The organism is Streptomyces sp. NBC_01546 (genome assembly GCF_045208355.1).
Taxonomy (GTDB): domain Bacteria; phylum Actinomycetota; class Actinomycetes; order Streptomycetales; family Streptomycetaceae; genus Streptomyces.
The window spans coordinates 1873652-1897557 of record NZ_CP109379.1 but is presented as its reverse complement, the minus strand read 5'-3'; the positions used below and the strand labels follow the sequence as shown (position 1 = coordinate 1897557).

Annotated in this window: 18 protein-coding genes; 9 read left to right on the top strand and 9 right to left on the bottom strand. The window is 72.5% G+C overall.

Going from position 1 to position 23906, the window contains the following annotated elements; genetic code table 11:
* Position 1 precedes the first annotated feature (1 nt).
* Positions 2–805, top strand: a complete 804-nt coding sequence (locus OHA89_RS09010) for a glycosyltransferase family 2 protein (RefSeq protein ID WP_406365843.1) — start codon at positions 2–4, stop codon at positions 803–805.
* Here the strand turns inward: OHA89_RS09010 and OHA89_RS09005 are convergent.
* The gene (locus tag OHA89_RS09005) at positions 802–1773 is read right to left on the bottom strand and encodes a glycosyltransferase (protein WP_215145811.1); all 972 of its coding nucleotides are present in this window, start codon (positions 1771–1773) and stop codon (positions 802–804) included. The two genes, OHA89_RS09010 and OHA89_RS09005, sit on opposite strands and share 4 nt — an antisense overlap.
* Positions 1719–3767 (bottom strand): O-antigen ligase, encoded by a 2049-nt coding sequence (locus tag OHA89_RS09000; RefSeq protein ID WP_266614094.1) that lies wholly within the window; start codon positions 3765–3767, stop codon positions 1719–1721. The genes OHA89_RS09005 and OHA89_RS09000 overlap by 55 nt, the downstream gene beginning before the upstream one ends.
* 80 nt (positions 3768–3847) lie before the next feature.
* Between OHA89_RS09000 and OHA89_RS08995 the strand changes: the two genes are divergently transcribed.
* Positions 3848–4606 (top strand): hypothetical protein, encoded by a 759-nt coding sequence (locus OHA89_RS08995; protein ID WP_257553570.1) that lies wholly within the window; start codon positions 3848–3850, stop codon positions 4604–4606.
* Here OHA89_RS08995 and OHA89_RS08990 read toward each other — a convergent pair.
* The 7 genes from OHA89_RS08990 to OHA89_RS08960 all read right to left on the bottom strand — a co-directional run bounded on the left by OHA89_RS08990 (position 4525) and on the right by OHA89_RS08960 (position 14132).
* Complete coding sequence (locus OHA89_RS08990) at positions 4525–5574, bottom strand: glycosyltransferase (protein ID WP_257553569.1); 1050 nt, start codon at positions 5572–5574, stop codon at positions 4525–4527. The two genes, OHA89_RS08995 and OHA89_RS08990, sit on opposite strands and share 82 nt — an antisense overlap.
* Positions 5571–8828: a DUF4082 domain-containing protein gene (locus OHA89_RS08985; protein ID WP_406365842.1), complete on the bottom strand. Its 3258-nt coding sequence runs from the start codon at positions 8826–8828 to the stop codon at positions 5571–5573. The genes OHA89_RS08990 and OHA89_RS08985 overlap by 4 nt, the downstream gene beginning before the upstream one ends.
* Before the next feature lie 82 nt (positions 8829–8910).
* Positions 8911–10029: a DegT/DnrJ/EryC1/StrS aminotransferase family protein gene (locus OHA89_RS08980; RefSeq protein ID WP_266614091.1), complete on the bottom strand. Its 1119-nt coding sequence runs from the start codon at positions 10027–10029 to the stop codon at positions 8911–8913.
* Positions 10026–10793 (bottom strand): NeuD/PglB/VioB family sugar acetyltransferase, encoded by a 768-nt coding sequence (locus tag OHA89_RS08975; protein ID WP_406365841.1) that lies wholly within the window; start codon positions 10791–10793, stop codon positions 10026–10028. Before OHA89_RS08975 ends, OHA89_RS08980 begins: the two co-directional genes overlap by 4 nt.
* Complete coding sequence (locus OHA89_RS08970; RefSeq protein ID WP_406365839.1) at positions 10790–11947, bottom strand: DegT/DnrJ/EryC1/StrS family aminotransferase; 1158 nt, start codon at positions 11945–11947, stop codon at positions 10790–10792. Before OHA89_RS08970 ends, OHA89_RS08975 begins: the two co-directional genes overlap by 4 nt.
* Entirely contained in the window at positions 11944–12939 is a 996-nt protein-coding gene (locus tag OHA89_RS08965) for an NAD-dependent epimerase/dehydratase family protein (RefSeq protein ID WP_266614085.1), read from the bottom strand. The genes OHA89_RS08970 and OHA89_RS08965 overlap by 4 nt, the downstream gene beginning before the upstream one ends.
* Positions 12940–13043: 104 nt before the next feature.
* On the bottom strand, positions 13044–14132 hold the full coding sequence (locus OHA89_RS08960; protein WP_215145798.1) for a Gfo/Idh/MocA family protein: 1089 nt from the start codon (positions 14130–14132) through the stop codon (positions 13044–13046).
* A 354-nt stretch (positions 14133–14486) separates the two neighbouring features.
* Here OHA89_RS08960 and OHA89_RS08955 point away from each other — a divergent pair, with 354 nt between their 5' ends.
* From OHA89_RS08955 to OHA89_RS08925, 7 genes are all read left to right on the top strand, one after another.
* A complete protein-coding gene (locus OHA89_RS08955) occupies positions 14487–15347 on the top strand; it encodes a glycosyltransferase (protein WP_406365838.1) in 861 nt (286 codons plus the stop codon).
* A 2-nt stretch (positions 15348–15349) separates the two neighbouring features.
* Complete coding sequence (locus OHA89_RS08950) at positions 15350–16678, top strand: MFS transporter (RefSeq protein ID WP_406365836.1); 1329 nt, start codon at positions 15350–15352, stop codon at positions 16676–16678.
* Positions 16675–17688, top strand: a complete 1014-nt coding sequence (locus OHA89_RS08945; protein WP_406365835.1) for a TolB family protein — start codon at positions 16675–16677, stop codon at positions 17686–17688. Before OHA89_RS08950 ends, OHA89_RS08945 begins: the two co-directional genes overlap by 4 nt.
* A 100-nt stretch (positions 17689–17788) precedes the next feature.
* Positions 17789–19573 (top strand): VanW family protein, encoded by a 1785-nt coding sequence (locus OHA89_RS08940; protein WP_406365834.1) that lies wholly within the window; start codon positions 17789–17791, stop codon positions 19571–19573.
* A 144-nt stretch (positions 19574–19717) separates the two neighbouring features.
* Positions 19718–22318 (top strand): SpoIIE family protein phosphatase, encoded by a 2601-nt coding sequence (locus tag OHA89_RS08935; RefSeq protein ID WP_323186080.1) that lies wholly within the window; start codon positions 19718–19720, stop codon positions 22316–22318.
* Positions 22319–22684: 366 nt separating this feature from the next.
* Complete coding sequence (locus OHA89_RS08930; protein ID WP_257553557.1) at positions 22685–22924, top strand: hypothetical protein; 240 nt, start codon at positions 22685–22687, stop codon at positions 22922–22924.
* A gap of 98 nt (positions 22925–23022) precedes the next feature.
* Complete coding sequence (locus OHA89_RS08925; protein ID WP_406365833.1) at positions 23023–23829, top strand: HlyD family efflux transporter periplasmic adaptor subunit; 807 nt, start codon at positions 23023–23025, stop codon at positions 23827–23829.
* Positions 23830–23906 lie beyond the last annotated feature (77 nt).

Here is a 23906-nt window from a genome sequence, read left to right as displayed (position 1 = left end):
CATGATGCGCCGAATCGCGCGGGCCCCGTGGGAGCTGCTCAAAGGGGCCTTCGGCTGGCTGGTGCTCTTCGAGGCCAGGAACAAGGTCCTCCTCGCCCCCTCCGCCGTACGGCTGCGGCGCTTCGAGGACGCCGAGACCGCCCGGCTCGCCGCCGCCCTCGGCCGGCCCCCGGCCGCCCTGGTCGCCACCGTGATCGCCACCCACCGGCGGCCCGGGGCGCTGCGCGCGGCGGTCCGCTCGGCGCTGGAGCAGACCGTGACCGACCAGGTGGTCATCGTCGTCGACGACGGCGCCGGACTGTCCGAACTCCCGGATGATCCACGGCTGTTCGCGGTGTCCCTGGCCCGCAACACGGCCACCGCCGGCGTCGTGCGCAACGTGGGGATCCGGCTGACCCGCTCCCGGTACGTGGCCTTCCTGGACGACGACAACCTGTGGGAGCCCGACCACCTGGAACAGGCCCTCGCGGTGCTGGAGCCGCCCGGCGGGCCCGACGCCGTGTACACCGCGCTGCGCAGGGTGCTGCCCGACGGCACGGAGCGGGACGTCCTCTCCGTGCCCTTCGACCGCCGCCGCGCCGCCCACGAGGCCTTCCTGGACACCAACGCCTTCGTCGCGCGCCGCAACCGCTCCCTGTACTTCAGCAGGCTGCGGCGCACCCCCGAGGTGCTGCCCCGCGAGGACTGGGAGCTGATCCGCCGCTACGCCCGCCGCCACGAGGTGCGCCACCTGCCCCGCCCCACGGTCCGCTACCTGGTCAACCCGGAGAGCTTCTTCACCGCCTGGGACGGCCCCACCCCCTAGGGACCGGGAGTGGCGCGCAGTGCGGACGGGCTGGCCAGTGCGCGGGCCGCCGCCCGGCTGGCCGGGCGGCCGAGCGCCGCCCGCGAGGTCTCCCGCAGGAGCACTGCCATCCGGAAGGCGGCCGTCGCCGCGGCCCCGTGCCGGCGCCCGTAGAGCCGTACGCGGTTGAGCGTCAGCAGGGTCCACAGCCGGGGCGACACCTGCGAATCACCGCCGAGATGGGTGGCCGAGGCCGCGGGCTCCAGGCGGGTGCGGAAGCCGCGGTCCCGGGCCCGCAGGCAGTAGTCGGTCTCCTCCGAGTACAGGAAGAACGATTCGTCCCAGGGCCCGCAGGCGTCCAGGCACCCCCGGGAGAGGGCCATCAGCGCGCCGGTGGCCCAGTCCGCGACCGTCGCCCGCTCGTACGCCGACGGGTCGGTGACCAGCTCGCTCCAGCGCGGGAACCGCCCGGCCCGGCGATTGCCCAGCACCGCCTCGCCGAGCGCCCGGGTCACGCGCGACTCGCGGCGCAGCGAGTGCAGCAGCGTCCGCCCGTCCTCCTCGTACAGCAGCGGGACGCTGATCCCGACCCGGCCGCCACCGGCCAGCGGGGCGTCGAGCGCGTCAACCAGCACCTTGGCGCAGCCCCGCCGCATCCGGACGTCCGGATTGCACACCAGGGCCGCCCGGAAGCCGCCCTCCCACCCGGCGGCGGCTCCGAGGGCGGCGTTCACCCCGGCCGCGTATCCGGCGTTGCGGCCGGTCTGGACGACCGTCGCGTCCGGGGCCAGCGAGCGGACCAGGTCCACGGTGCCGTCGGCCGAGTCGTTGTCGGCGACGACCAGGCGCCAGTCCAGCCCGGCCATGCCCGCCGGCAGCGAGGCGAGGAACTCCGGGAGCACCGGGGCGCTGTTCCAGGTGACGACGAGAACGGCTACCGGGCCGGAGCCGGGGAGAGACCGAGGGGAGGCTGGTCGGCGGGAAGACATGGGAACTCCACGGATCGGGGCTTCGGCGCCGCGCGCCGGATGAAGCCGAGGTAGCTGCCTCCGGCGGCGATCGTCAGGAAGAACATCCCGGCGAACATCGGGAAGCTGAGTGCGTCGAAGGTGGCGCTGACGACCAGGGCGACGATGGCGGAGGCGAAGAAGGCCTGCCCGAGCTCCCGGTCGGACTCGCCGACGGCCAGCCGGCGGATCGCCCCGCCCTGGTGGATGCCGGTGAAGAAGAGGAACAGGAGCGCGAGCAGCCCCAGGAAGCCCATCTCGGCGAGGGTCAGCATGTACTGGTTGTCGGTGAAGAAGTAGAGCTCGGGAATGAACGTGCCCAGACCCCGCCCGAACAGGGGGCGCTCGTCCAGGTAGGGGACGATCGCGCTGTACTTGACCGTACGGGCCTGGGTGCTGCTGTCGGAGTTCGTCAGGAAGGACGCGAACAGCGCGGTGATGGTGCCGATCAGCCCGGGGATGATGACCTTGAAGCAGGCCACCGCGCCCAGCAGCACACCGATCGCGGTCCACCGCCGCTGCGGCCTCCAGCGCGGCACCATCACCAGGATCACGATCAGCACCCCGATGATCGAGGTACGCGACACCGTCAGCGGCAGCGCCCCGCCCATCAGCACCACCGGCCCCCAGCGGCGCCAGGCGCGCAGCCGGCTCCGCACGGGATCGAAGGCCTGCTGCACGGCGAAGGGCAGCAGCAGCGCCAGCATCCCGCCGAACTCCAGCGGCTGCGCCGTGGTGGACCGGGGCCGGGTGAACGCCCCGCGGTCCAGGGTCGTGATCTGGGGGACGCTCGACTGGAGCCCCGGGATGCTGATGCTGTCGGCGATGTTGGTCGCGGTGAAGAAGTCGTAGAACCCGACGGCCGCGACGACCGTCCCCATCACCACGGCCCGGCGCAGCAGTACGTCCAGGCGCGAGCGGTCCTGGATGCCGGCGGAGACCAGCACCACCAGCGACACCCACACCAGCAGGGCGATCAGACCGCGGTCAGCGCCGAGCAGCTCTTTGCGCACGCTGCCGCGGCCCGCGTTCGCGATGTAGGAGGCCAGCACCGACACGGCCAGCAGCCACATGGCCACCCGGGGCAGCCGGGTCCCGGGCGCCGGCCGGATCCGGCCGGTGAGCCACGTCGCCAGATACCAGAACAGGCCGAGCAGGGCGAACACGTTGGCCGGGGTGCCCACCCCGCCCATGCCCGGCAGCGTCAGGTTCGACGGGATGAAGAAGGCCAGCGCCAGATACCCGGTGAGCAGCGCGGTGGCGTCCACACGGCGGCCCCGTGACCTCCGGCGGGCGGCCCTCCCCCGGCTACCGCTGGGAGGTGCCCCCAGCGGCACGGCGGCCTCGGCGGAGCTCTCGCGCCTGCGGCGGCGGGCCGCCAGCAGCGCGTCCGCCACGAAGGACAGGGTGAACCCGCCGCTGACGCCGAGGATGAGGACCCCCAGCACCTGCTGGTAGCGGCTCTTGAGCTGCGGCACCGGCGTCTGCGGCAGCACCACCTGCGCGGTCTGCACGAAGTACCCGGGCTGGACCTTGGCCGCCGCCTGCAGCGCGTTGAGCTGCTCCCCGGCGAAGGCGGTCAGCGTGTTCGTCTCCTCGAGCACCTTGGCCCGGTCGGTGCCCGTGACCGTCAGCGTCAGCAGCGGGCCCGAGGTGTTCGCGGCGAACCCGACGGTATAGGGATCGGTCACGCCCAGGCTGTGCAGGTCGCGGGCGGCGTCGGCCCCGGACAGCGTCCTGATCAGCACGTCCGCGGTCACCACCAGGGAACCGCCCGCGTTGGATATGGGATTGCCGAAGGCGGGCGGCAGCTGGGAGTTCGCCGTGGAGTCGAGCAGCGCCACCGAGCTCTGCGACTGGTAGGCCACCGGCACCGAGCGGTACAGGTGCAGCGCCGCCAGCAGGCTGAGCAGAACCGCCGGCACGATCACGTACCAGCGCCGGCGCAGCACCGCGCCCATTTCACGAATGCTCACGAACACCCCTGCCGGGAACCGGATTTGATGGCGGACCTACCCGGGTCCTGCAAAGATCGGTCATGAAGGAAGGGATCCCCGTGTCGCCTGGTGAGTTGGTCCGTGCGCTGCGCCGGCGCTGGTACGTCCTGGTGGCGGCGATGCTGCTCGCGGCCGCCGGAGCGGCGGCCGTGCTGCGGCCCGCACCGGTCTATCTCAGCTCGGCGATCGTGGTGCTCAAGCCGCCGGTGACCAGCAGTCAGCCGAACCAGCTCGCGAACCTCCAGCCGCCGCTCGCCGCCGTCTCGTACGGGGTGGTGCAGCAGCTCGGCTCGCCCGCCGGAGCGGCCGAGCTCGAGGCCGCGGGGGTCACCGGCACCTACCGGATGACACCGCGCAACAGCGGCACCAGCGTCACCCCTCGACACTTGATCCCCTCGCTCCAGATCCAGGTGGAGCACTCCGACCCCGCGGCGGCCGACGCCTCCGTACGGAAGATCATCGAGGTCTACACCCGGCACCTGACCGAGCTCCAGACGCAGCAGGGCATCCCGGCCGCGGCCCGGATGAGCGTCGACCTCCTGGTGCAGCCGCACGCGGTCGCGCGGACCGGCGACAGGGTGCGCGCCCTGGCCGGAGTGGCCCTGCTGGCCGCGGTCGGCGGTGTGGCGGCGGCCCTGTGGACCGACCGGCTCCTGACACGCCGGAACCGGCGCCGGCGCGAGCGCGCCGACACCGGTCCCCAGAACCCGCCGGAAGAACCGGTGGAGACGGTCCATCAGATCCCTCGGCGCTTCCACGACCGCCACCACAGCCACTCGCGCCCCCGGTCGGCGACCGCCGACAGCACCAGCGGCTGAAGACAGGGCATGGCGCGCGCGCCGATGCGCCGCCGCCTGCGCAGTGCCCGGTACTCGGCGAGCGCTTCGTACCCGCCGGGCAGGCACTCGGCGGCGAACTCCACCAGCTCCTCGACCGGTACCACCGCCGTGCGTCCCCGGTCGTACGCGCGGTAGGCGCGCCGCAGCGCGTACCGGGCGAGCCGGGTGCGCGCCGCCAGCGCCAGCCGGTCGGCATCGGGCAGCAGCCCGGCGCACTTGTCGAGCACCGAGTCGAAGGCGACCAGGCGCTGGCGCAGGTCGTCGAGCTGCCCGCCGAAGTCCGTGGTGGACATGTTGTTGCCGTGGACCCGGTAGAAGGCCTGGTCGGCCCCGCGGACGTAACCCACGTCGGCGTGCGCCGCGAGCCGCATCCACATCTCGATGTCCCCCGCGTGCGGGAGCTCCGGATCGTAGCCCCCGACCTTGCGCTGGAGGCTGGTGCGGACGACCACCTCCGGTGAGGTGATGCACCCGGTGCCCTCCCGGAAGCGCCGCTCCAGCCACCACCGTCCGGGGTAGACGACCGACCCCGTGCTCCGGGTGCGGGCCGCGGGCAGCGGGCCGCCGTGCAGGAACCGCAGCGGCCGGCCGTAGGCGAAACCGGCCTCCGGATGCGCGTCGAGCAGGGCGGCGGCCCGTACCAGGGCGCCGGGGACCAGCCGGTCGTCCGCCGAGAGCAGGGCGACGTAGTCCCCGTCGGCCCACTCCAGCAGCCCCTCGTTGTAGGTGGCGATGTGGCCCCGGTTCTGCTCGTGGACCCGGACCTCGATCCGCGGGTCGGCCGCCGCCAGGGCGCGCGCCACGTCCGCGGAGTCGTCGGGCGAGGCGTCGTCGATGATCAGCACACGGACGTCGACGCCCTCCTGTTCGTCCAGGACGCTCTTGACGCAGTCGGCCAGGAAGTGGCCGTACTTGTAGCAGGGGATCACCACGCTGACGGTGCTCACTGACCCGCCACCTCCGTGGACCCGTCCGACTGGACACCGGCCGGCGGGCTGGTGGTGAAGACGGGACCGACCCAGTAGTTCACCGAGCCGAAGGTGTTCGAGGGGAACGTGGTGGTCGCGCCGTACTTGTAGAGGCCGTTGGCGCCGCCCGATCCATCGGCCGGTGCGACCAGCGGGTAGGAGCGGTGCGCTCCGGTGAAGTAGCCGCCGTCCACCGAGTAGTTGCCGTTCGGCGCGTGGTAGGAGGCCACGTACGAGGTACCGGCGGTGACGGGCACAGGGGTGGTGAACTTGAGCTGCTGCCAGCCGGTCAGGGTCTCGCTGCCGAAGGTGCCGGTGGCGAGCAGGGTGCCGTCGGCGGCCCAGAGGCTGCCGGTGTGGGCACCGGTGTTGCCGGGACCCTTGTAGAAGGTGACACCGGTGACGTAGCCGTTCACCGCGGACTGGAAGCGGGTGCCCAGCTCCACGGAGTTGGCGTCGTCCACCACGTTGGCGGTGGTCGGTGTGGCGGTGTTCGGCCAGAGGGTGCAGGGGCAGGTCACGGTGGGCGGGTTGGGGCTGGTGGTGAAGTTCCACGTGACCGGTGCGGTCATCGCGTTGCCCCACAGGTCGCTCGCCTGGACCGACAGGGTGTAGGTCGAGTTCAGGGCGAGTTCGCTGGACGGCGTGAAGGTCGCGCTGTTGGCCGCGCCCATCACCTTCGTACCCGGGATGTTGGCTCCCCCGGAGTCCTTCAGGGTGAACACCAGGCTGTCGGAGTCGATGGCCGTGGAGAAGGTGGCCGACGCCGAGGCCGTGATCTGTGTGCCGGTCGCCGCGGACTGCGGCGAGGTGGAGGTGACGGTGGGCGGTGTGGTGCTCGCGGCCGAGGTGTCCAGGACCGCGTCGACCCAGTAGTTGCTGCCGCTCGCGGCCGTGTTCGGGAAGCCGCCCGTCGCGCTGTAGCGGTAGACGCCGTTGCCGCCGTCGGTACCGCTCTTGAGTGCGGTGAGCGGGGCGAGGCCCGCGGAGCCGGCGGCGAAGGTGTTGTCGAAGGAGTACCCGCCGTGCGGCGCGAAGTAGGAGGCGACGTACGTGGTGTTCGCCTTGACCGGTACCGGAGTGGCGAAGTTCAGCTGCTGCCAGCCCGAAGCCGTCTCGTTGGTGAACGTGCCCGTGGCCAGGCGCTGACCGGTGGAGCTCCACAGGCTGCCGGTGTGCGTGCCCGTGTTGGCCGGGGACTTGTAGAAGCGGACCCCCGTGATCGAACCGGCCGCCGTGGTGCGGATCTTCACGCCGAGCTCCACCGAGCTGCCGTCACCCGCGTTGACGGTCCCCGGTACCGCGGCCGCGGGCCAGACGGTGCAGGGGCACTGCTGGGGGCCGACGGTCAGCGGCACGGTGGTGACGGCGCCGATGTTGACGCTGTCGTCCACCGCACGGACCTTGATCTGCACGGAGCCGGGAGCGGTCGGCGTCCAGGTGTAGCTCCAGGTTCCGACGCCGGTGGTCGCCTTCCAGGTGGTTCCGCCGTCCGTGGAGACCTCCACGCGGGCCACCACGCCGCCACCGCTGTCGGCCGCCGTGCCGGTGACGGTCACGGGCCGCAGGGCCGGCACGGTGGCGCCGGACGCGGGGCTCGTCACGCTGACGGTGGGCCCGATGGCGTCGGTGGACGCGGTGGCCGGGACCAGATCGCCCTGCAGGCTCTTGGGCTGCACCCCCATGTCCGCGAAGACGTTGACGGTGGCCTGCTGCATCCGCTTGTCCTCGGTGACTACCGCGTCGTCCGGGTTGCCCGTCGGCATGTTGGTCAGGCCCCACGACCACTGCACCGTGCCCGTGCCGAAGACCAGTGCGTGCGAGGTCTGGTCGCGGAAGGCGACCAGGCTGTGCGTCGCGGTGCCGTTCCCGTAGGTGTTGCCGTAGTCCAGCCGGTACTTGCCGTCCTCGATGTCCACGGTGGTGGAGGACATCTTGATCTGCCCCGGCGGCCGCGCCGCGTCCTCGATGTCGGAGTCCCACTCGTAGCCGAGCGTTCCAGTCGGGAAGGTCGCGGTCTGCGAGGGGGTCAGGTTCGCGACGGTGGTGTTGCGCCACAGCCGCATCCTGGCGAACGCGCCCGGCACGGTGATCGCGTCCGCCCGGTAGCCGTTCACCGTGAACAGCGTTCCGGTCAGCTGGTTCTGGGGCTGGTACGGACGCCCGTTGGCGGCGCTGGCCGGGTCCATGAAGGTGCCCGTCCAGGTACCGCTCGGGTCGGGAACGCCGTTGGGCACCGGGAAGGACAGCTTGGTCTCCTTGTAGCAGACCAGTGTCCGGTTGGCGGTGTTGGCGCCGTCGATGCTCGGCGCCAGCCGGGTCTTCCAGAAGATCTCGTTCCCGGCGAAGTACGTCTGGTGCTGACCGGCACGCCGGGCGTTCAGGGCATTGGTGAACTGCTCCTGCGTCCAGTACTCGTCGTGCCCCGAGGACATGAACACCTTGTGGTTCTGCATCAGGGAGGCGCCGCGCACCGACATGTCGATCCCGGACATGTAGCTGACGTCGTACCCGTTGCGCTCCAGCCACGAGATCATCTGGTACTCGGAGCCGTAGATCCCGTTCTCCCCGCCGATGTCCATCGGACGGTTGTAACTCACCTCGTACGCACGCCCGTCCGGTGCGGGACCGCCGCCGTCGTAGAGGTCCTGGCCGCCGTAGTTGTTGTAGGCCTGCCAGGTCTGGTCGCTCGTCTGCACCAGGACGTCGGAGTGGCTGGAGTCGTTGCGGACGACGAACGGGTACGGCATCAGGCCGTTGCCGTCCGCCTGGTCGAAGTTGGCGATGTACAGGCCGGAGACGGCGTCGGACGGCACGCTCCACGTGGCCGTCACGGGCCAGTTGCCGCAGTCGACCAGGCCGGTCGACGCCTTGGTCGTGCAGTTCTTCGGGTTCCCGCCCTGGGCGTAGTTGGCCGGGTAGGTCTGGGCGGCCTGAGCCTGCGTCGACAGCAGCCGGGCGCCGTTGCCCCCGTAGTGGCCCAGCCGGTAGACCGAGACGCGGTAGGGGGAGGGGGACTGGACCTTGAACTGCACGGTGTCGCCGGCCTGGACGCTCATCTGGGCACTGAAGCCCTTGATGTCGCCCCAGGCGCTGGGCGCGAACCAGTCCGACATCGGTGTGCCCGGCTTGGAGTTCTCGCAGACGACGGCGTTCGACGTCGGACCGCAGGGGTCGGCGGCGCCGGCTACCGAGGCCGGTGAGAGAACCGTGGCCACCAGGGTGGCGACCACGGTGAAAAGACCGTACCGAAACCGGAGCAGCCTTCTCCGCTTATTCATCTGTACCTCATTTGTTTGCGTGAACCGGGAGGCGTCAGCGCAGGGCGCCGCTGAGTGCGTCCACGACCCGCTGCTGTTGGTCAGCGGTGATCTGCGGGAAGAGCGGAAGGGAGAGCATCCGGTCCGCGGCCTCCTCGGCGTGCGGGAAATCGCCGCGGCCGTGGCCGAGGTGGGCAAAGGCCGGGGTGAGGTGGACCGGGGCCGGATAGTGCACTCCCGCGCCGATGCCCTCCGCGTTGAGCTTGCCGACGACGGCGTCGCGGTCCGTGCCCGCGGCGACCCGTACGACGTACAGGTGCCACACGTGGACGTTGCCCTGCGCCGTCACGGGCAGGGTGAGGCGTCCGGTGGCCGCCAGGTCGCCCAGCAGAGCGTCGTACCGGGCGGCGGCGGCCCGGCGGGCCGCGTTCCCGTCGGCCAGCCGGGCCAGCTTCGCCCGCAGGACCACGGCCTGCAGACCGTCCAGGCGGCTGTTGAACCCGGCCACGTCGTGCCGGTACTTGGCGACACCGCCGTGGTTGGCCAGCGCCCGGACCAGGTCGGCGCGTCCTTCGTCGTCGGTCACCACCGCGCCCGCGTCCCCGTACGCGCCCAGGTTCTTGCCCGGGTAGAAGCTGGTCGCGGCGATCCCGCCGCTGCCGGGGGAGCGGCCGTCCCGGGTCGCGCCCTGGCTCTGCGCGGCGTCCTCGACGACCCTGACGTGTGACGGCAGCCCGGCGGCCAGCTCCGTGGTGGCGGCACACTGTCCGTACAGGTGGACCGGGACCACCGCCCGGGTGGCCTTCCCGACCGCGTCCAGCGCGGCCCGCGGATCCATCAGCAGCGTGTCGGGCAGGCAGTCGACCAGGACCGGCCGCGCACCGATCCGGGCGACGGCGCCCGCGGTCGCGATGAACGTGTTGGCGGGCAGCACCACCTCGTCGCCGACGCCGACCCCGCTCGCGCGCAGGGCCAGTTCGAGGGCGTCGGTGCCGTTGGCGACGCCCACGCAGTGCCCGGCCCCGGCGAACTGCGCGTACTCGCGCTCGAACGCGCGGACCTCCTCACCGCCGATGAAGGCGGTGTCGGCCAGCACGCGGTCGAATCCGGCGCGTAATTCCCCGGCGACCTCGGCGTGCGCCGCCTTCAGGTCGACGAGCGGTATCTGGTTCATCTGACTGGGCTCCCCATCCGTGTCTCCGGCCGCCGGCCGGTCATCTCCCCATCGGTCCGCAGCTCTTCGAGCGCCGGACCGTCCGCCGTGCGCAGCCGCCGGGCCGGGCTCCCGGCCCAGACCTCGCCGGGCGGCACATCACCGAGGACCGTGCTTCCCATACCGGTCAGCGACCAGGCGCCGACCGTGGTGTACTCGCGGACCAGCGAGCCCGCACCCACGTAGGCGCCCCGCCCCAGCCGCACCCCGCCGCCGAGGCGGACACCCGAGGCGAGCGTGGCGAAGTCGCCGACCGCGTCGTCATGGGTGAGGACCACCTGCGGCATCACCGCCACGTGGGACCCGACCCGGACGGCGGCGGTCAGCACGCACTGCGCGAGCAGCACCGAGCCTGCGCCGAGCACCGAGGACCCCGACACCACCGCCGTGGGGTGGACCACCGTCGCGTAGCGGTTCACGGGCAGCCCGAGGCGCCGCACCAGGCGGGCGCGTACGGCGTAGTCGCGCGGGCTGCCCACGCAGACCACCACCCGGGCGTCCCACAGCTCGTGCACCCGCTCGCAGCCGCCCAGCACCGGCACCCCGTCCACGTCCCGGCCGTGCAGGGCCGGATCGTCGTCCAGGTGCCCGATGAGCCGCCACCTCGGAGCGCGGCCCCGCGCCATGTCCGCGGATGCCACGTCCCGTACCGCCTGGGCCGTCTCCCGCGCGAACCCGCCCGCACCGACGATCAGCAGGTCCTCGGTGCCCTGCGGCCCGTTCATCCGCCCGCCTGTTCGCGCAGCACCGCCACCACCCGGTCCTGCTGCTCCCGCGTCATGGTGTGGAACAGCGGCAGGATCAGCGAGTCACGGCTGATCCGCTCGGTCACCGGCAGCGGCGCCGCGCCGTGCCCCGCGTAGGCCGGCTCCAGGTGCGAGGCCATGATCCCGCGCCGGGCCGAGACCCCCGCCCCGGAGAGCACGGCGAGCAGCTCGTCCCGGCCGACCGGGAACTCCTCGGCCAGCAGCACCCAGTACGACTGGAAGTTGCCCTCGCCGTGACCGGGGTCCCGGACCGGGCGCACACCGGGGACGGTGCGCAGCAGCTCCGCGTACCGGGCCGCCAGCTCACGCCGCCGGGCCACGATCGCGTCCAGCTTGCCCAGCTGCACCAGGCCCACCGCGGCCTGGATGTCGGTCATCCGGTAGTTGTAGCCGACCTCCAGATAGCTCTCGACGATCGGCTTGCTGCTCGCGTGCCGCTGCGCGGCGGACACGTTCATCCCGTGCTCGCGCAGCCGCCGCAGCCGCTCCGCCCACCGCGCGTCGTCCGTGGTCAGCATCCCGCCCTCGCCGGTGGTGATCACCTTGCGCGGGTGGAAGGACCAGGCGGCGAGCAGCGCTCCGTGGCCGACGGACTTGCCGCCCACCGTCGCGCCGATTCCGCAGGCGGCGTCCTCCACCAGCGCGAGGTCCCAGTCGGCGCACGCCGCGCGCAGCGCGTGCACGTCCGCGGGCACGCCGCCCTGGTGGACCGCGAGCACCGCCTTCGTACGGGGGGTGCGGACCGCGTCCACGGTGGCCGGGGTCAGGTTGCCGGTGGCCTCCTCGACGTCCGCGAACACCGGCCGCGCGCCCACGTAGCGCACCGCGTTGGCCGTGGCGATGAACGACAGCGAGGGGACGACCACCTCGTCGCCCGGGCCCAGCTCCAGTGCGACGAGGGCCAGGTGCAGGGCGGTGGTGCAGGAACTCACCGCGATGCCGTGCCCGGCGCCCACCCGCTCCGCGAAGGCCCGCTCGAACTCGGCGACCCGGGGACCCTGGGCGACCCAGCCGGAGAGCACCGCGTCGGCGGCGGCCTTCGCCTCCTCCTCGCCCAGCCACGGCACCATGACCGGGATCCGGGCCGCCGGTACCGCGTCCGGGGTGCTCATCGGCCCGCCTCCGTGGCCGCCGCGTCGGCGGCGCGCTCGGCCCGCCACCACTGCACCAGGTCCCGAAGGCCGGTGCGCAGGTCGATCCCGGCGGTGAAGCCGAGCCGCTCCGCGGCCTGCGAGGTGTCCGCGAGGCGCCGGGTCACCCCGTTCACGGCGCGGGCCGGGCCGTGCTCGGGTACCAGGCCCTCGGCGCCCATCGCCTCCAGCAGGCCCAGCGCGAGCTCGAGCAGACTGGTCTCGGTCCCGCTCGCGACGTTGAACACCTCGTCGGTCAGGTCCGACTCCGCCGCCAGCAGATTGGCGCGCGCGATGTCCCTGACGTCCACGAAGTCCATGGTCTGGGTGCCGTCACCGAGGATCAGCGGCGGTTCGCCCGAGGCGATCCGCTCCATCCAGCGGATCAGCACTTCGGTGTACAGCCCGTGGATGTCCATCCGGGGCCCGTACACGTTGAAGTAGCGCAGCGCGACGTAGTCCAGCCCGTACATGGCGTGGAAGCTGCGCAGCATGCCCTCGTTGAAGGCCTTCGCCGCCCCGTAGAAGGTGTCGTTGTTGTACGGGTGGTGGCGCTCGGTGGTCGGGAAGGTCTCGGCCAGCCCGTAGACCGAGGCCGAGGAAGAGGCGATCACCTTGCCCACCCCGGCCGCCGCGGCCGCCTCCAGCACGTTGAACGTGCCGTCCACCATCACCTCGTTCGCCAGCCGCGGTTCCTCCGCGCACTGGGTGATCCGGATGGCGGCCAGGTGGAACACCAGGTCGGCGCCCTCGGTCGCCTTGCGCACCGCGACCGCGTCCCGGATGTCGCCCTCGACGACCTCCACCACGCCGCTCGGCAGGGCGCGGGCCAGGTTCGCGCTCCGTCCCCGCACGAAGTTGTCGAGCACCACGACCTCGCGTGCCCCGTTGTCCACCAGCAGGTCCACCAGATGCGAGCCGATGGTGCCCGCCCCGCCGGTGACCAGAATCCTCTTGCCTCGTACGCTGCTCAACGCCCTGCCCCTACTGAGTCGGTCACGGTCTTGCGTGCGAAAGATCTGCGAAAGATCTGCGAAGGGCCCTGCGAACGGGCCCTCGCGGACGGCCCTGCGAACGGTCAGCGCCCGGTGCGCAGTCCGACGACCGCGCCGCGGAACTCCAGGCTCCGGGAGGCCGCTTCGAGGATGTCCAGCACCTTCAGGCCGGCCCGGCCGTCGGTCAGCGCCGGACGGCCCGTACGGATCGCGGCGGCGAACTCCTCGACCATGCTGCGCAGCGCCTCCTTCTCGCCGAGCGCGGGCGCGACCATGTCGCCGGTCCGGTAGGAGACGAGCATGTCGCGGCGCTCGTCCGCGCCGATCTCCTGCGGGGCCGTCAGATCCACGCCGCGGTCGAACACCGCCACCCGCTGGGAGGGGTTGAGGTCGTCCCACACCAGCGTCCGCTTGGACCCGCCGACCATGGTGGTCCGTACCTTCGTCGGCGAAAGCCAGTTCACGTGGACGTGCGCGATGGCGCCGGTGCTGAGCTGGAGCGTCAGGTACGCCACGCACGACTGCCCCGTCCCGATCGGGTCGGCCCCGTGCGCGGCGACGGCGACCGGCTGGACGTGGTCCGGGAGGATGAAGTCGAGGACCGACAGGTCGTGCGGCGCCAGGTCCCACAGGACGTCGATGTCCTTCTGGACGAGCCCCAGGTTGATCCGGACCGAGTCGACGAACTGGATGTCGCCGAGTTCGCCGGAGCGGACCATCTCCCGGATGCGGGCCACCGCCGGGGTGTAGCAGTACGTGTGGTCGCACATCAGCGTGAGACCGCGCTCCTCGGCCTCGGTCACCAGCCGCAGCCCGTCCTCGTACGTGGCGGCCAGCGGCTTCTCCACGAGGACGTGCTTTCCGGCGCGCAGCGCGGCCAGGGCCACGTCCAGATGCGTGCCGGCCGGAGTGGCCACGGCGACCGCCTCGACGGCCGGGTCGGCGAGCACCGCCGCGTAGTCCGCGGTCGCCTGGACCGTGGAGTACCCGCCCAGCACCTGCCGGGCCCGGTCCACGTCCAGGTCGCAGAGCCAGCGGAGCCGGAACTCCGGACTGGACTGGAAGTTGCGGACGAGATTGGGGCCCCAGTAGCCCGCGCCGACCACGGCGACACCTAATGGCGCCGTCGGCCCCGGGCCGACGGCGCCGGCGTCCTTCGCAGTGTCCTTCACAGCGTTCCCCTTCGCTCTGCGCGACGTGCCGGCCGGCGCGTCGACAACTCGTGGCCGGGGCGTGTGCGAGGGAAGGACGTGCCGTCGACGGCAGGCGGGTAGCCCGCGCGTCCCGTGCGTGACCTGCTCAACGGTGATGGCCCCCCACAACCGATGGAGGCTCCGCGACAATCCGCGTGCCTCCGCCCCCCGGCCGCCCGGCGCTCCCCGTGCGCCGGCCCGGCCACGGGCAGGCTGCGTGTTCCCCCAGGCAGCCGACCCCGTAACGACGGTCAATCTAGTCCACCGGGCCTACCCCCGGGGAGAGTTGGCGGAATCGCCTGGGGCGAGTGTTCGACCGTGCATACTTCCCGGGTGACCAGCATCGTGATACCGGCCCACAACGAGAGCCGGGTCATCGGCCGCCTTCTCGACACCCTCCTGGCCGGCACCCCGGCCTCCGGGACCGACATCGTCGTCGTGTGCAACGGCTGTACGGACGACACCGCCCGGGTGGCGGGCGCGCGCGGCCCCCGCGTACGGGTGGTGGAGATCCCGACTCCCTCCAAACACACGGCACTTCGGGTCGGGGACGAGCACGCGAAGGGCTTCCCCCGCCTCTACGTGGACGCCGACGTCGTCCTCGGGGCCGCCGACGTGCGCGCCCTGACCGGCGCGCTCGCCGACAGCCCGGACCTGCTCGCCGCCGCCCCGGGCCGCGACCTCCCGCTGACCGGCTGCGCCTGGCCGGTACGGGCGTACTACCGGGTGTGGCAGCGGCTGCCGGCCGTCCGCGCGGGCCTCTTCGGCCGGGGGGTCATCGCGGTGTCCGAGGCGGGACACGCGCGGATCGCCGCGCTGCCCCCGCTGATGGCCGATGACCTGGCCGCGTCCCTGGCCTTCGGCCCGGGGGAGCGGCGCGTGGTCGAGGCGGCCCGGGTCGTCGTCCATCCGCCGCGCACCTGGTCCGACCTGATCAGGCGGCGGATCCGCGCGGCGACCTCTTCCGCCGAACTGGAGCGCTTCCAGGAGTCGTTACCGACCGGAGCGCCCGCGCCGACCGCGCGCACGGGCACCGCCGACCTGCGCGCCCTGCTGCGGACGGATCCGCGGCTGCTCCCGGGGGTAGTGGTGTTCGTCGTGGCGGCCCTCGCCGCCCGCAGGGGTTCGCGCAAGGCCATCCGGAACGGGGACTTCTCCACCTGGCTGCGGGACGAGAGTTCGAGGAGCTCCTGAGCATGTACCTCGCCGACCGCTCCGCCCCCGCCGGGGCGAAGGGCGCGCCGGACCGCGGTCCCGCACGGACCCCGGCGGTCGCCTCCGCCGTCCTCGCACTGGGCACGGTCAGCCTGATCACCGACATCTCCTCCGAGATGGTCACCGCCGTACTGCCCCTGTACCTGGTCGCCGGGCTCGGCCTCAGCCCGCTCGGCTTCGGCGCGCTCGACGGCGTCTACAACGGCGTCAGCGCCCTGGTCCAGCTGACCGGCGGGCACCTCGCCGACCGGGTCCGCAACCACAAGCTGATCGCCGGCATCGGCTACGGCCTGTCCGCCCTGTGCAAGCCGCTGCTGCTGCTCGCCCACAGTCTCGGCCCGGTCGGCGTGGTCCTCGCGCTCGAGCGCACCGGCAAGGGCCTGCGCACCGCCCCGCGGGACGCGCTGATCTCCCTGTCCACACCCACCGGGTTACAGGGCCGGGCCTTCGGCGTGCACCGGGCCATGGACACCACCGGGGCGCTGCTCGGCCCGCTGGCCGCCTTCCTGATCCTGAGCGTGGCGGTCGACGGTTACGACGCCGTCTTCGGGGTCAGCGCGTGCGTCGCCGTGCTGGGCGTGGTGGTGCTCGTCCTCTTCGTGCCGGGCACCTCCGGTCCCGCCGGTTCCGCCCGCCCCGCCGGTCCTCCCGTCCCCGCCGATACCGCTCCCGCCGCTCCCGCCGTGGGTGTGCGCGAGGCCCTGGCCCTGCTGCGCCTGCCCCGGCTGCGCGCCCTGGCCGGCTGCGCCGCGCTGCTCGGCCTCACCACCGTCAGCGACGCCTTCGTCTACCTGCTGCTGCAACGCCGCACCGGCATCGCCGAGCAGTGGTTCCCGCTCCTGCCACTGGGCACCGCCGCCGTGTTCCTGCTGCTGGCCGTACCCGCCGGCGCCCTCGCCGACCGGATCGGGCGGCGCACCGTGTTCCTCGCCGGGCACGCCCTCCTGCTGACCGGATACGGACTGCTGCTGTGGGCTCCCGGCCGGCCCGCCCTGCCCTTCCTCGTCCTCGCCCTGCACGGCATGTTCTACGCCGCCACCGACGGCGTGCTGCCGGCGGCCGTCGGAGCCATCGTGCCCCGGGAGCTGCGGGCCACCGGCCTGGCCCTGGTCGGCACCGGGCAGGCCCTGGCCCGCTTCGGCTGCTCACTGGCCTTCGGCGCGGCCTGGACCTTCTGGGGCACCGGCCCCGCCCTCTGCGCCGCCGCGGCCGGCCTGCTGTGCAGCGCGGCCGTCGCCGCCTTCGTACTGCGCCCGGCCCACCCGCCACACCCGCCCCACCCCACTCAAAGCCCCCGAGGAACCCGATGACGCTGTCGCGCCGCCTGCTCGTACTCACCGCGGCCGTGCTGCTCCTCGGGGGCCTCGCCACCGGCCTCGTCCTGCGCGCCGCCGACCGCGCCGACCAGCCGCAGCAAGGCGGCCCCACGGTGGCCGCGGGCAGCCTCACCCTCACCCAGCAGGACCGGCTGACCTTCCTCAACGCCGCCCAGGGCCCGCACCGCGGCGCCCTGGCCTCGGTCCCGGCCGGGACGCCGCAGGCCGCGCGCACCGCCTCCGACCTCACCTGCCAGCGCTTCCACGCCGCCGCGGGCACCGGTGTGTGCCTGCGCTCCACGCCGGGCGCGCTGGCACAGGACAACCAGGCCCTGATCGTCGACGCCGACCTGCGCACGCGGCGCAGCTTCCCCCTCGCGGGCACGCCCAGCCGGGCCCGGGTATCCCCGAGCGGCCGGTTCGCCGCCTGGACGGTCTTCGTCTCCGGCGAGTCCTACGGCGCCGCGTTCTTCTCCACCCGCACCTCGATCCTGGACACCCGTGACTGGCGGCTCGAAGCCAGTCTGGAGGAGTTCACCGTCCTCATGGACGGCCGCGAGTACCGCGCCGCGGACGTGAACTTCTGGGGCGTCACCTTCGCCAAGGACGACGACACCTTCTACGCCACCCTCAGCACCGCCGGCCAGACCCACCTGGTCAAGGGCTCGATCTCCCGGCGTACGGTCACCACCCTCGCGAAGAACGTCGAGTGCCCGTCCCTGTCCCCGGACGAGACCCGCATCGCGTACAAGAAGCGCGTACGGGCCGGCGCCTCGCTGTGGCGCGAACACGTCATGGACCTGAGCACCCTGCGAGAGCACCCGCTCGCGGAGAAGCGCAGCGTGGACGACCAGGCCGCCTGGCTCGACGACGGCACCCTCGCCTACGCCCTCCCCGCCGAGGGCGCCCCCGACACCACGGACCTATGGACCGCCCCCGCCGACGGCTCCGGCACCCCCCGGCTCCTGATCCCCTCGGCTTCCTCCCCGACCCGCCTGGGCTGACCCATGTCCGTTTCGTGACAAGAGTTACATCCACCCCAAAATTCAGCTTTTTCCATGAATCATTATTTCCCGGAATCGTCGTATACCGGCCGGGAGAGACATGGGACGCGCAGGCAGCTGGACGGGTAATTGGCGCATCGCCCTGCCCGTGGCGGGCGGGGCCGTCGTACTCGGCCTCGGCGGCCTCTACGTCACGGGGCTCGTGGTGGGCGGTGACATCGACCGGGGCACGCGCGTCCGCGGGGTGGACATCGGCGGCATGAGCCGGGCCGAGGCACGGCAGACGCTGGCCCGAGAGCTGGGCCCCAGCGCCGCGGCGCCGGTCGTGATGAAGATCGGCGACCGCGTCGAGAAGGCCGATCCCGCCGCGCTCGGGCTGTCCCTCGACACCGGGGCGACCGTCGACCGCGCCGTACGCACCGGATACGGCCCGGCCACCGTCATCGGCAGGCTCTTCGCCTCCGCCGACCGGGACGTCGAACCCGTGATCCGCGTGAACGAGCAGACCGGCCGAGCCGCGGTCGGCCGCATCGGCGCCACCACCGAGCAGCCGGTCCGCGACGGATCCATCGCCTTCGAGAAGGGCACGGCGAAGGCCGTCGCCCCCCGGCCCGGCGTCGCCCTGGTCGAGGACCGGGCCCTGGACACCCTCCGCGAGGCGTACCTGCGGCCGGGCGCCGGCCCCGTCGGGCTGCCGGTCGAGCGCACCCGGCCGGGCATCGGGGCGGAGGAGACCGGACGGGCCATGCGGCAGTTCGCCCAGCCCGCGATGTCGGGCCCCGTCACGCTCACCGTCGCCGGGAAGCGCATACCCATCAGCCCCGCCGTCCTCGGCGAGCACCTGAAGATGACCCCCGACGGCGAGAGCCGGCTCGTGCCGTCCCTCGACTCCAAGGGCCTGCTCGCCGACCCCGCCGTGGCCCGCCCGCTCGAGGAGGCCACCCAGATTCCCCGCGACGCCGCGTTCGGGGTCGAGACGGACGGCCGCGTGGTGCTGGGGGACCCCGGCCGCCCGGGCCGACAGGTGACACAGGCGGCGCTCGGCCGGGCCGTGCTGCCCCTGCTGACCCGCTCGGGCGCGGCCCGCAGCGGCGAGGTCGCCACCGTGGCGGTCCAGCCGGACCTCACGAGCGCCGAGGCGCGGCGGCTCGGCATCAAGGAGAAGGTCTCCTCCTTCACCGTCGCCTTCCCGGCCGCCCCGTACCGCACCACCAACATCGGCCGGGCCGTCGAGCTGATCAACGGCTCCGTGGTCCTTCCGGGCGAGGAGTGGAGCTTCAACCGCACGGTCGGCGAGCGCACCCCGGAGAACGGCTTCGTCGACGGAATCATGATCAATGACGGCCAGTACGTGAAATCCCCTGGTGGCGGCGTTTCGGCAGTAGCCACCACCATGTACAACGCCGTGTTCTTCGCGGGCCTGAAGCCCGTGGAGCACGGCGCCCACTCCTTCTACATCGAGCGCTACCCCGAGGGCCGGGAGGCCACCGTCGCGTGGGGCACCCTGGACCTGCGCTGGATCAACGACTCCGGCCACCCCCTCTACGTCCAGGCGGAATCCACCGACACCTCGCTGACCATCACCCTCCTCGGCACGAAGAAGTACGACGAGATACGGGCGACCAAGGGACCGCGCACCAACGTCACGGAGCCCGCCAAGCGGACGGGCAGCGGACCGACGTGCGAGGTCCAGACCCCGCTCGAGGGCTTCGACGTGTCCGTCGGCCGCGTCTTCGTCCAGGGCGGCCGGGAAGTGAAGCGCGAGGAGTTCAAGACCCACTACACGCCGCGTGACGAGGTCACCTGCACGCCGCAGCCCGAGGGGACCGGGCCGGCCCCCTCCGCGACACCCACGAACGGCCCAGCGATGGCATCCGGCAGGTGACCGTCCGGGTGCGCAGTGTGCGCTTCGCGGGTCCCGGACGCCGCGAGGTGCTACAACTGGGAACGTGACCATTCCTCGCCACCCGTGCCGGGCACGTCGGTGCGGTCACCCGTAGGCAACAGAACCAGAAGCGTCGCCGGACAGGTGTTCGTCCTCCAGGTGGCGATCGTGGTGTTGCTCGCCGCCGGCTCGCTGCTGGCCCTGGTGCTCCAGTCGCGACACGACATCGACCGGGAAGCGCGCAGCCGGTCGGTGGCCGTCGCCCAGACCTTCGCGCACTCGCTGGGCCTGCAGGACGCGCTGAAGACGTCCGACCCGTCCGCCATCCTGCAACCCCTCGCCGAGACGACGCGCAAGGACGCGGGCGTGGACTTCATCGTGGTGATGGACACCAAGGGCATCCGCTACAGCCACCCCCAGCCGGAACGCATCGGGCAACGCTTCGTGGGCACGATCGAGCCCTCGCTCGCCGGGCAGGTCCACACCGAGAGCGTGCAGGGTCCGCTCGGCAAGGAGATCCAGGCGGTCGTGCCGGTCACCGCGCCGGACGGCAAGGTCGTCGGCCTGGTCTCGGCGGGCCTGACCGTGAAGAACGTGAGCGGCGTCGTCGACCGCCAGCTCCCCGTCATCCTGCTGGCCATCGCGACCGGCCTGGCCCTCGCGACCGTCGGCACCGCGCTGATCAGCAGACGGCTGCGGCGGCAGACCCACGGGCTCGGCACGCAGGAAATGACCCGCATGTACGAGCACCACGACGCGGTGCTCCACTCCGTCCGCGAAGGAGTGCTGATCACGGACGGTGACGGGCGGCTGCTGCTGGCGAACGACGAGGCCAAACGCCTGCTCGGACTGCCCGAGGACGCGGAGGGGCAGCACATCGGGGACGTACCGGGCCTGGACCGCCGGATGGCCGACCTGCTGCTGTCCGGCCGGGTGGCCACCGACGAGGTGCTCGAGACCGGGGACCGGCTGCTCGTGGTCAACCAGCGGCCCACCCACACCCGGGGCCGGGCGGAGGGCACCGCGGTCACCATCCGCGACTCCACCGAGATGCGGCTGCTGACGAGCCGGGCGGAGACGGCCCGCAGAAGGCTCAAGCTGCTCTACGACGCCGGGGTCGACATCGGCACCACCCTCGACGTGGTGCGGACGGCCGAGGAGCTCGCCGCCGTCGCCGTCCCCCGGTTCGCGGACTACGTCACCGTCGACCTCGCCGAGCGGGTGCTCGACGGGGACGAGCCCGGCCCGGGAGCCGACATGCGGCGCACGGCGGTCGGCGGCATCCGGTCCGACCACCCCCTCTACCCCATCGGCAGGCTGATCGACTTCCTGCCGTCCACCCCGCAGGCGCGCGGTTACGGCACCGGTGAGGCTGAGCTGGTGCCCGACCTGGCCGAGGCGCCGGGCTGGCAGGCCCAGGACCCGCCGCGCGCACGGGCCATCGTCGAGTACGGGATCCACTCGCTCATCGCGGCCCCGCTGACGGCCCGGGGCGTCGTGCTCGGGGTGGTCAACTTCTGGCGGTCGCAGAAACCGGAGCCCTTCGACGAGGACGACATGTCACTGGCCGAGGAGCTCGTCGCCCGCGCGGCGATCAGCATGGACAACGCGCGCCGCTACACCCGCGAACACGCCCTCGCCGAGACGCTCCAGCGCAGCCTGCTGCCGCGCGCCCTGCCCGAGCAGAGCGCCGTGGACGTGGCGCACTTCTACCTGCCCGCGCAGTCCGGGGTGGGCGGGGACTGGTTCGACGTGATCCCGCTGCCCGGCAGCCGGGTCGCCCTGGTCGTCGGGGACGTCGTCGGGCACGGCCTGCACGCCGCGGCCACCATGGGCCGGCTGCGCACCGCGGTGCACAACTTCTCCTCCCTCGACCTGCCGCCCGACGACCTGCTGGCCCGGCTCGACGACCTCGTCCAGCGCATCGACCACGACGACATCGGGGACGGCGACGGCGGAGGCGTCGGCGTACTGGGCGCGACCTGCCTGTACGCCGTGTACGACCCGGTGTCCCAGATCTGCACGATGGCGCGGGCGGGGCACCTGCCGCCCCTGATGGTCGCTCCCGACGGCACGACGCAGATCGTGGAACTGCCGACCGGGCCCCCGCTGGGCCTGGGCGGCATGCCGTTCGAGACCGCGGAGCTGTACCTGGAGGAGGGCAGCCAGCTCGTCCTGTACACGGACGGGCTGGTCGAGGAGCGGACCCGGGACATCGCCGAGGGGCTGGAGCTGCTGCGCGGGGCGCTGAGCCATCCCGGCCGGGACCCGCAGGAAAGCTGCCAGGCCGTGCTCGACGCCCTGCTGCCTGCCCGGCCCGGCGACGACGTGGCGCTGCTCATCGCACGGACGCGGACCCTGGGCCCGGACCGGGTCGCGCAGTGGGACGTGCCGTTCGAGCCGAGCGCGGTCGGCGCCGTACGCAACGCCGCGGCGCGCAAGCTCGACGAGTGGGGCCTGGAGGAGCTCGGCTTCGCCACGGAACTCATCCTCAGCGAACTGGTCACCAACGCCGTGCGCCACGGCCGCGCGCCGGTGCGGGTGCGGCTGCTGCACGACCACACCCTGACCTGCGAGGTGTGGGACGGCAGCAGCACCGCCCCGCACCTGCGGTACGCCGCGACCACGGACGAGGGAGGGCGCGGGCTGTTCCTGGTGGCGCAGGTCAGCGACCACTGGGGCACCCGGTACACGCCCGAAGGCAAGGTCATCTGGGCGGAACTGATGCTGCCCGGTCCGGCCTGACCCCACCCGGTGTGATCGGCCCGTCACGGACCCGCGCCTTCCGGAAATCTGCACATCGTGTGCGCGAACGGGTCCGCCCGCGTTCACCGTTGCGCGAAATGTCTGACACGTCCCGTGTGGTTGAGGCGTGTTTGTCCCTTACCTTCTGTGCGGACGACAGGCCCCCCATTTCCGTTACTCGATCTCGCAGAGAAGCTGTGACCATTCGGTGAACGAAGCGGCACACCCGTCATTCGAGGCGGCCTTCCGTCCGTGAAAGGGCGTCAACGGGATTGGCCCGGCAGCCCGTTCGCGTGCTTACATCTTGCCCGCTGCGGCCGTCGAAAAATGCGGCCGAGTTCCCCCTGCAAATGAAAGGTGCGCATAATGCGTGACAACATCGAGACCCGTGAGATCGACGACACCGAGCTGGACGCCGTCTCCGGCGGTGTCATCAGCGTCTCCGGTGGTCTGGCCGGCGCCGTGACCAGCGACGTCAGCGGCGTCGTGGGCGTCGTGGGCTCCCTCAACACCGTCCAGGCCGCGCAGGGTCTCGTCGGTAACGTCCCCGGCCTGGTCTCGGGCATCACCGGCGTTTCCGTGAACCTCGGTCGCGCCGGTCTCTGAGTTGGATATCCCATGAACCCCGGAGCGCACCCCACGGCTCCGGGGTTCATGGCTGCCCCTGCGTCAGGTCGAAGCGAATGCAGTTGAAGGAATAGTCCGTGCAGTTTCGTCAAAAGGCTCTTTCCAAGCTGCAATCGCCGGAAGAACTCGACCTGCCCGTACGCTTCGCGCGTCCGCAGGGGCGGCTCGTCCTGGCCGTCACGCTCCTCGTCATGGCCGCCGCGAGCTTCTGGGCCGTCACCGGCACCGTCTCCTCCAAGCTGAGCGCACCCGGCATCCTCACCCACGCCGAGGGCAGTTACGTGCTCCAGAGCCCGGTCGCGGGTCAGGTGACCGGCGTCCTCGCCGAGGAGGGCCGACTGCTGCCCCCCGGCGAGCCCCTGCTCACCATCCGTACGGAGCAGGGCGACCGGCCCGTGCGCGCGGTGACCGGAGGCCGGCTGACGTCATTGGTGGCACGGGTGGGTTCGGTCGTCACGACCGGCGCGGACGTGGCCACCCTGGAACACGTGAAGAACCCGGACGACCCCCTGGTGGCCGTGCTGTACGTGCCGGGCGCCGGCGGCTCCACGATCGCCGTGGGCGCCTCCGTCGACCTGACCGTCCAGTCGGTGCCCCAGCGGCAGTTCGGCGTACTGCGCGGCCGCGTCACCGCGGTCGGCCGCGCCCCCCAGACGCCCGCCCAGATCAGCGGCTTCCTCGGCGACAAGGGCCTCGCCGAACAGTTCTCCCGACAGGGCAACCCGATCGCGGTCCTCGTGGAGCTGGAACGCTCCTCCGCCACGAAGTCCGGCTACAAGTGGTCCTCCACGGACGGGCCCCCGTACGCCGTCGATTCCACGACCCCCGTCACCGGCGCCGTCCACCTCGCCGCGCAGCGCCCCGTCGACTGGCTGCTGCCGTGACCGCGTCGCGCAGGGCCGCCCAGGGCCGCTCCCGCCGCAGGTCCGCGCCCGCCCCCAGGATCAGGACGGCGCGCACC

Excerpts from the sequence above, each read along its gene's own strand:
- OHA89_RS08940 (WP_406365834.1), top strand. The coding sequence starts at position 17,789 with ATGGGACGCGCAGGCAGCTGGACGGGTAATTGGCGCATCGCCCTGCCC.
- OHA89_RS08975 (WP_406365841.1), bottom strand. The coding sequence starts at position 10,793 with ATGAACGGGCCGCAGGGCACCGAGGACCTGCTGATCGTCGGTGCGGGC.
- OHA89_RS08930 (WP_257553557.1), top strand. The coding sequence starts at position 22,685 with ATGCGTGACAACATCGAGACCCGTGAGATCGACGACACCGAGCTGGAC.
- OHA89_RS09010 (WP_406365843.1), top strand. The coding sequence starts at position 2 with ATGATGCGCCGAATCGCGCGGGCCCCGTGGGAGCTGCTCAAAGGGGCC.
- OHA89_RS08970 (WP_406365839.1), bottom strand. The coding sequence starts at position 11,947 with ATGAGCACCCCGGACGCGGTACCGGCGGCCCGGATCCCGGTCATGGTG.
- OHA89_RS08945 (WP_406365835.1), top strand. The coding sequence starts at position 16,675 with ATGACGCTGTCGCGCCGCCTGCTCGTACTCACCGCGGCCGTGCTGCTC.
- OHA89_RS08980 (WP_266614091.1), bottom strand. The coding sequence starts at position 10,029 with ATGAACCAGATACCGCTCGTCGACCTGAAGGCGGCGCACGCCGAGGTC.
- OHA89_RS08950 (WP_406365836.1), top strand. The coding sequence starts at position 15,350 with ATGTACCTCGCCGACCGCTCCGCCCCCGCCGGGGCGAAGGGCGCGCCG.
- OHA89_RS09005 (WP_215145811.1), bottom strand. The coding sequence starts at position 1,773 with ATGTCTTCCCGCCGACCAGCCTCCCCTCGGTCTCTCCCCGGCTCCGGC.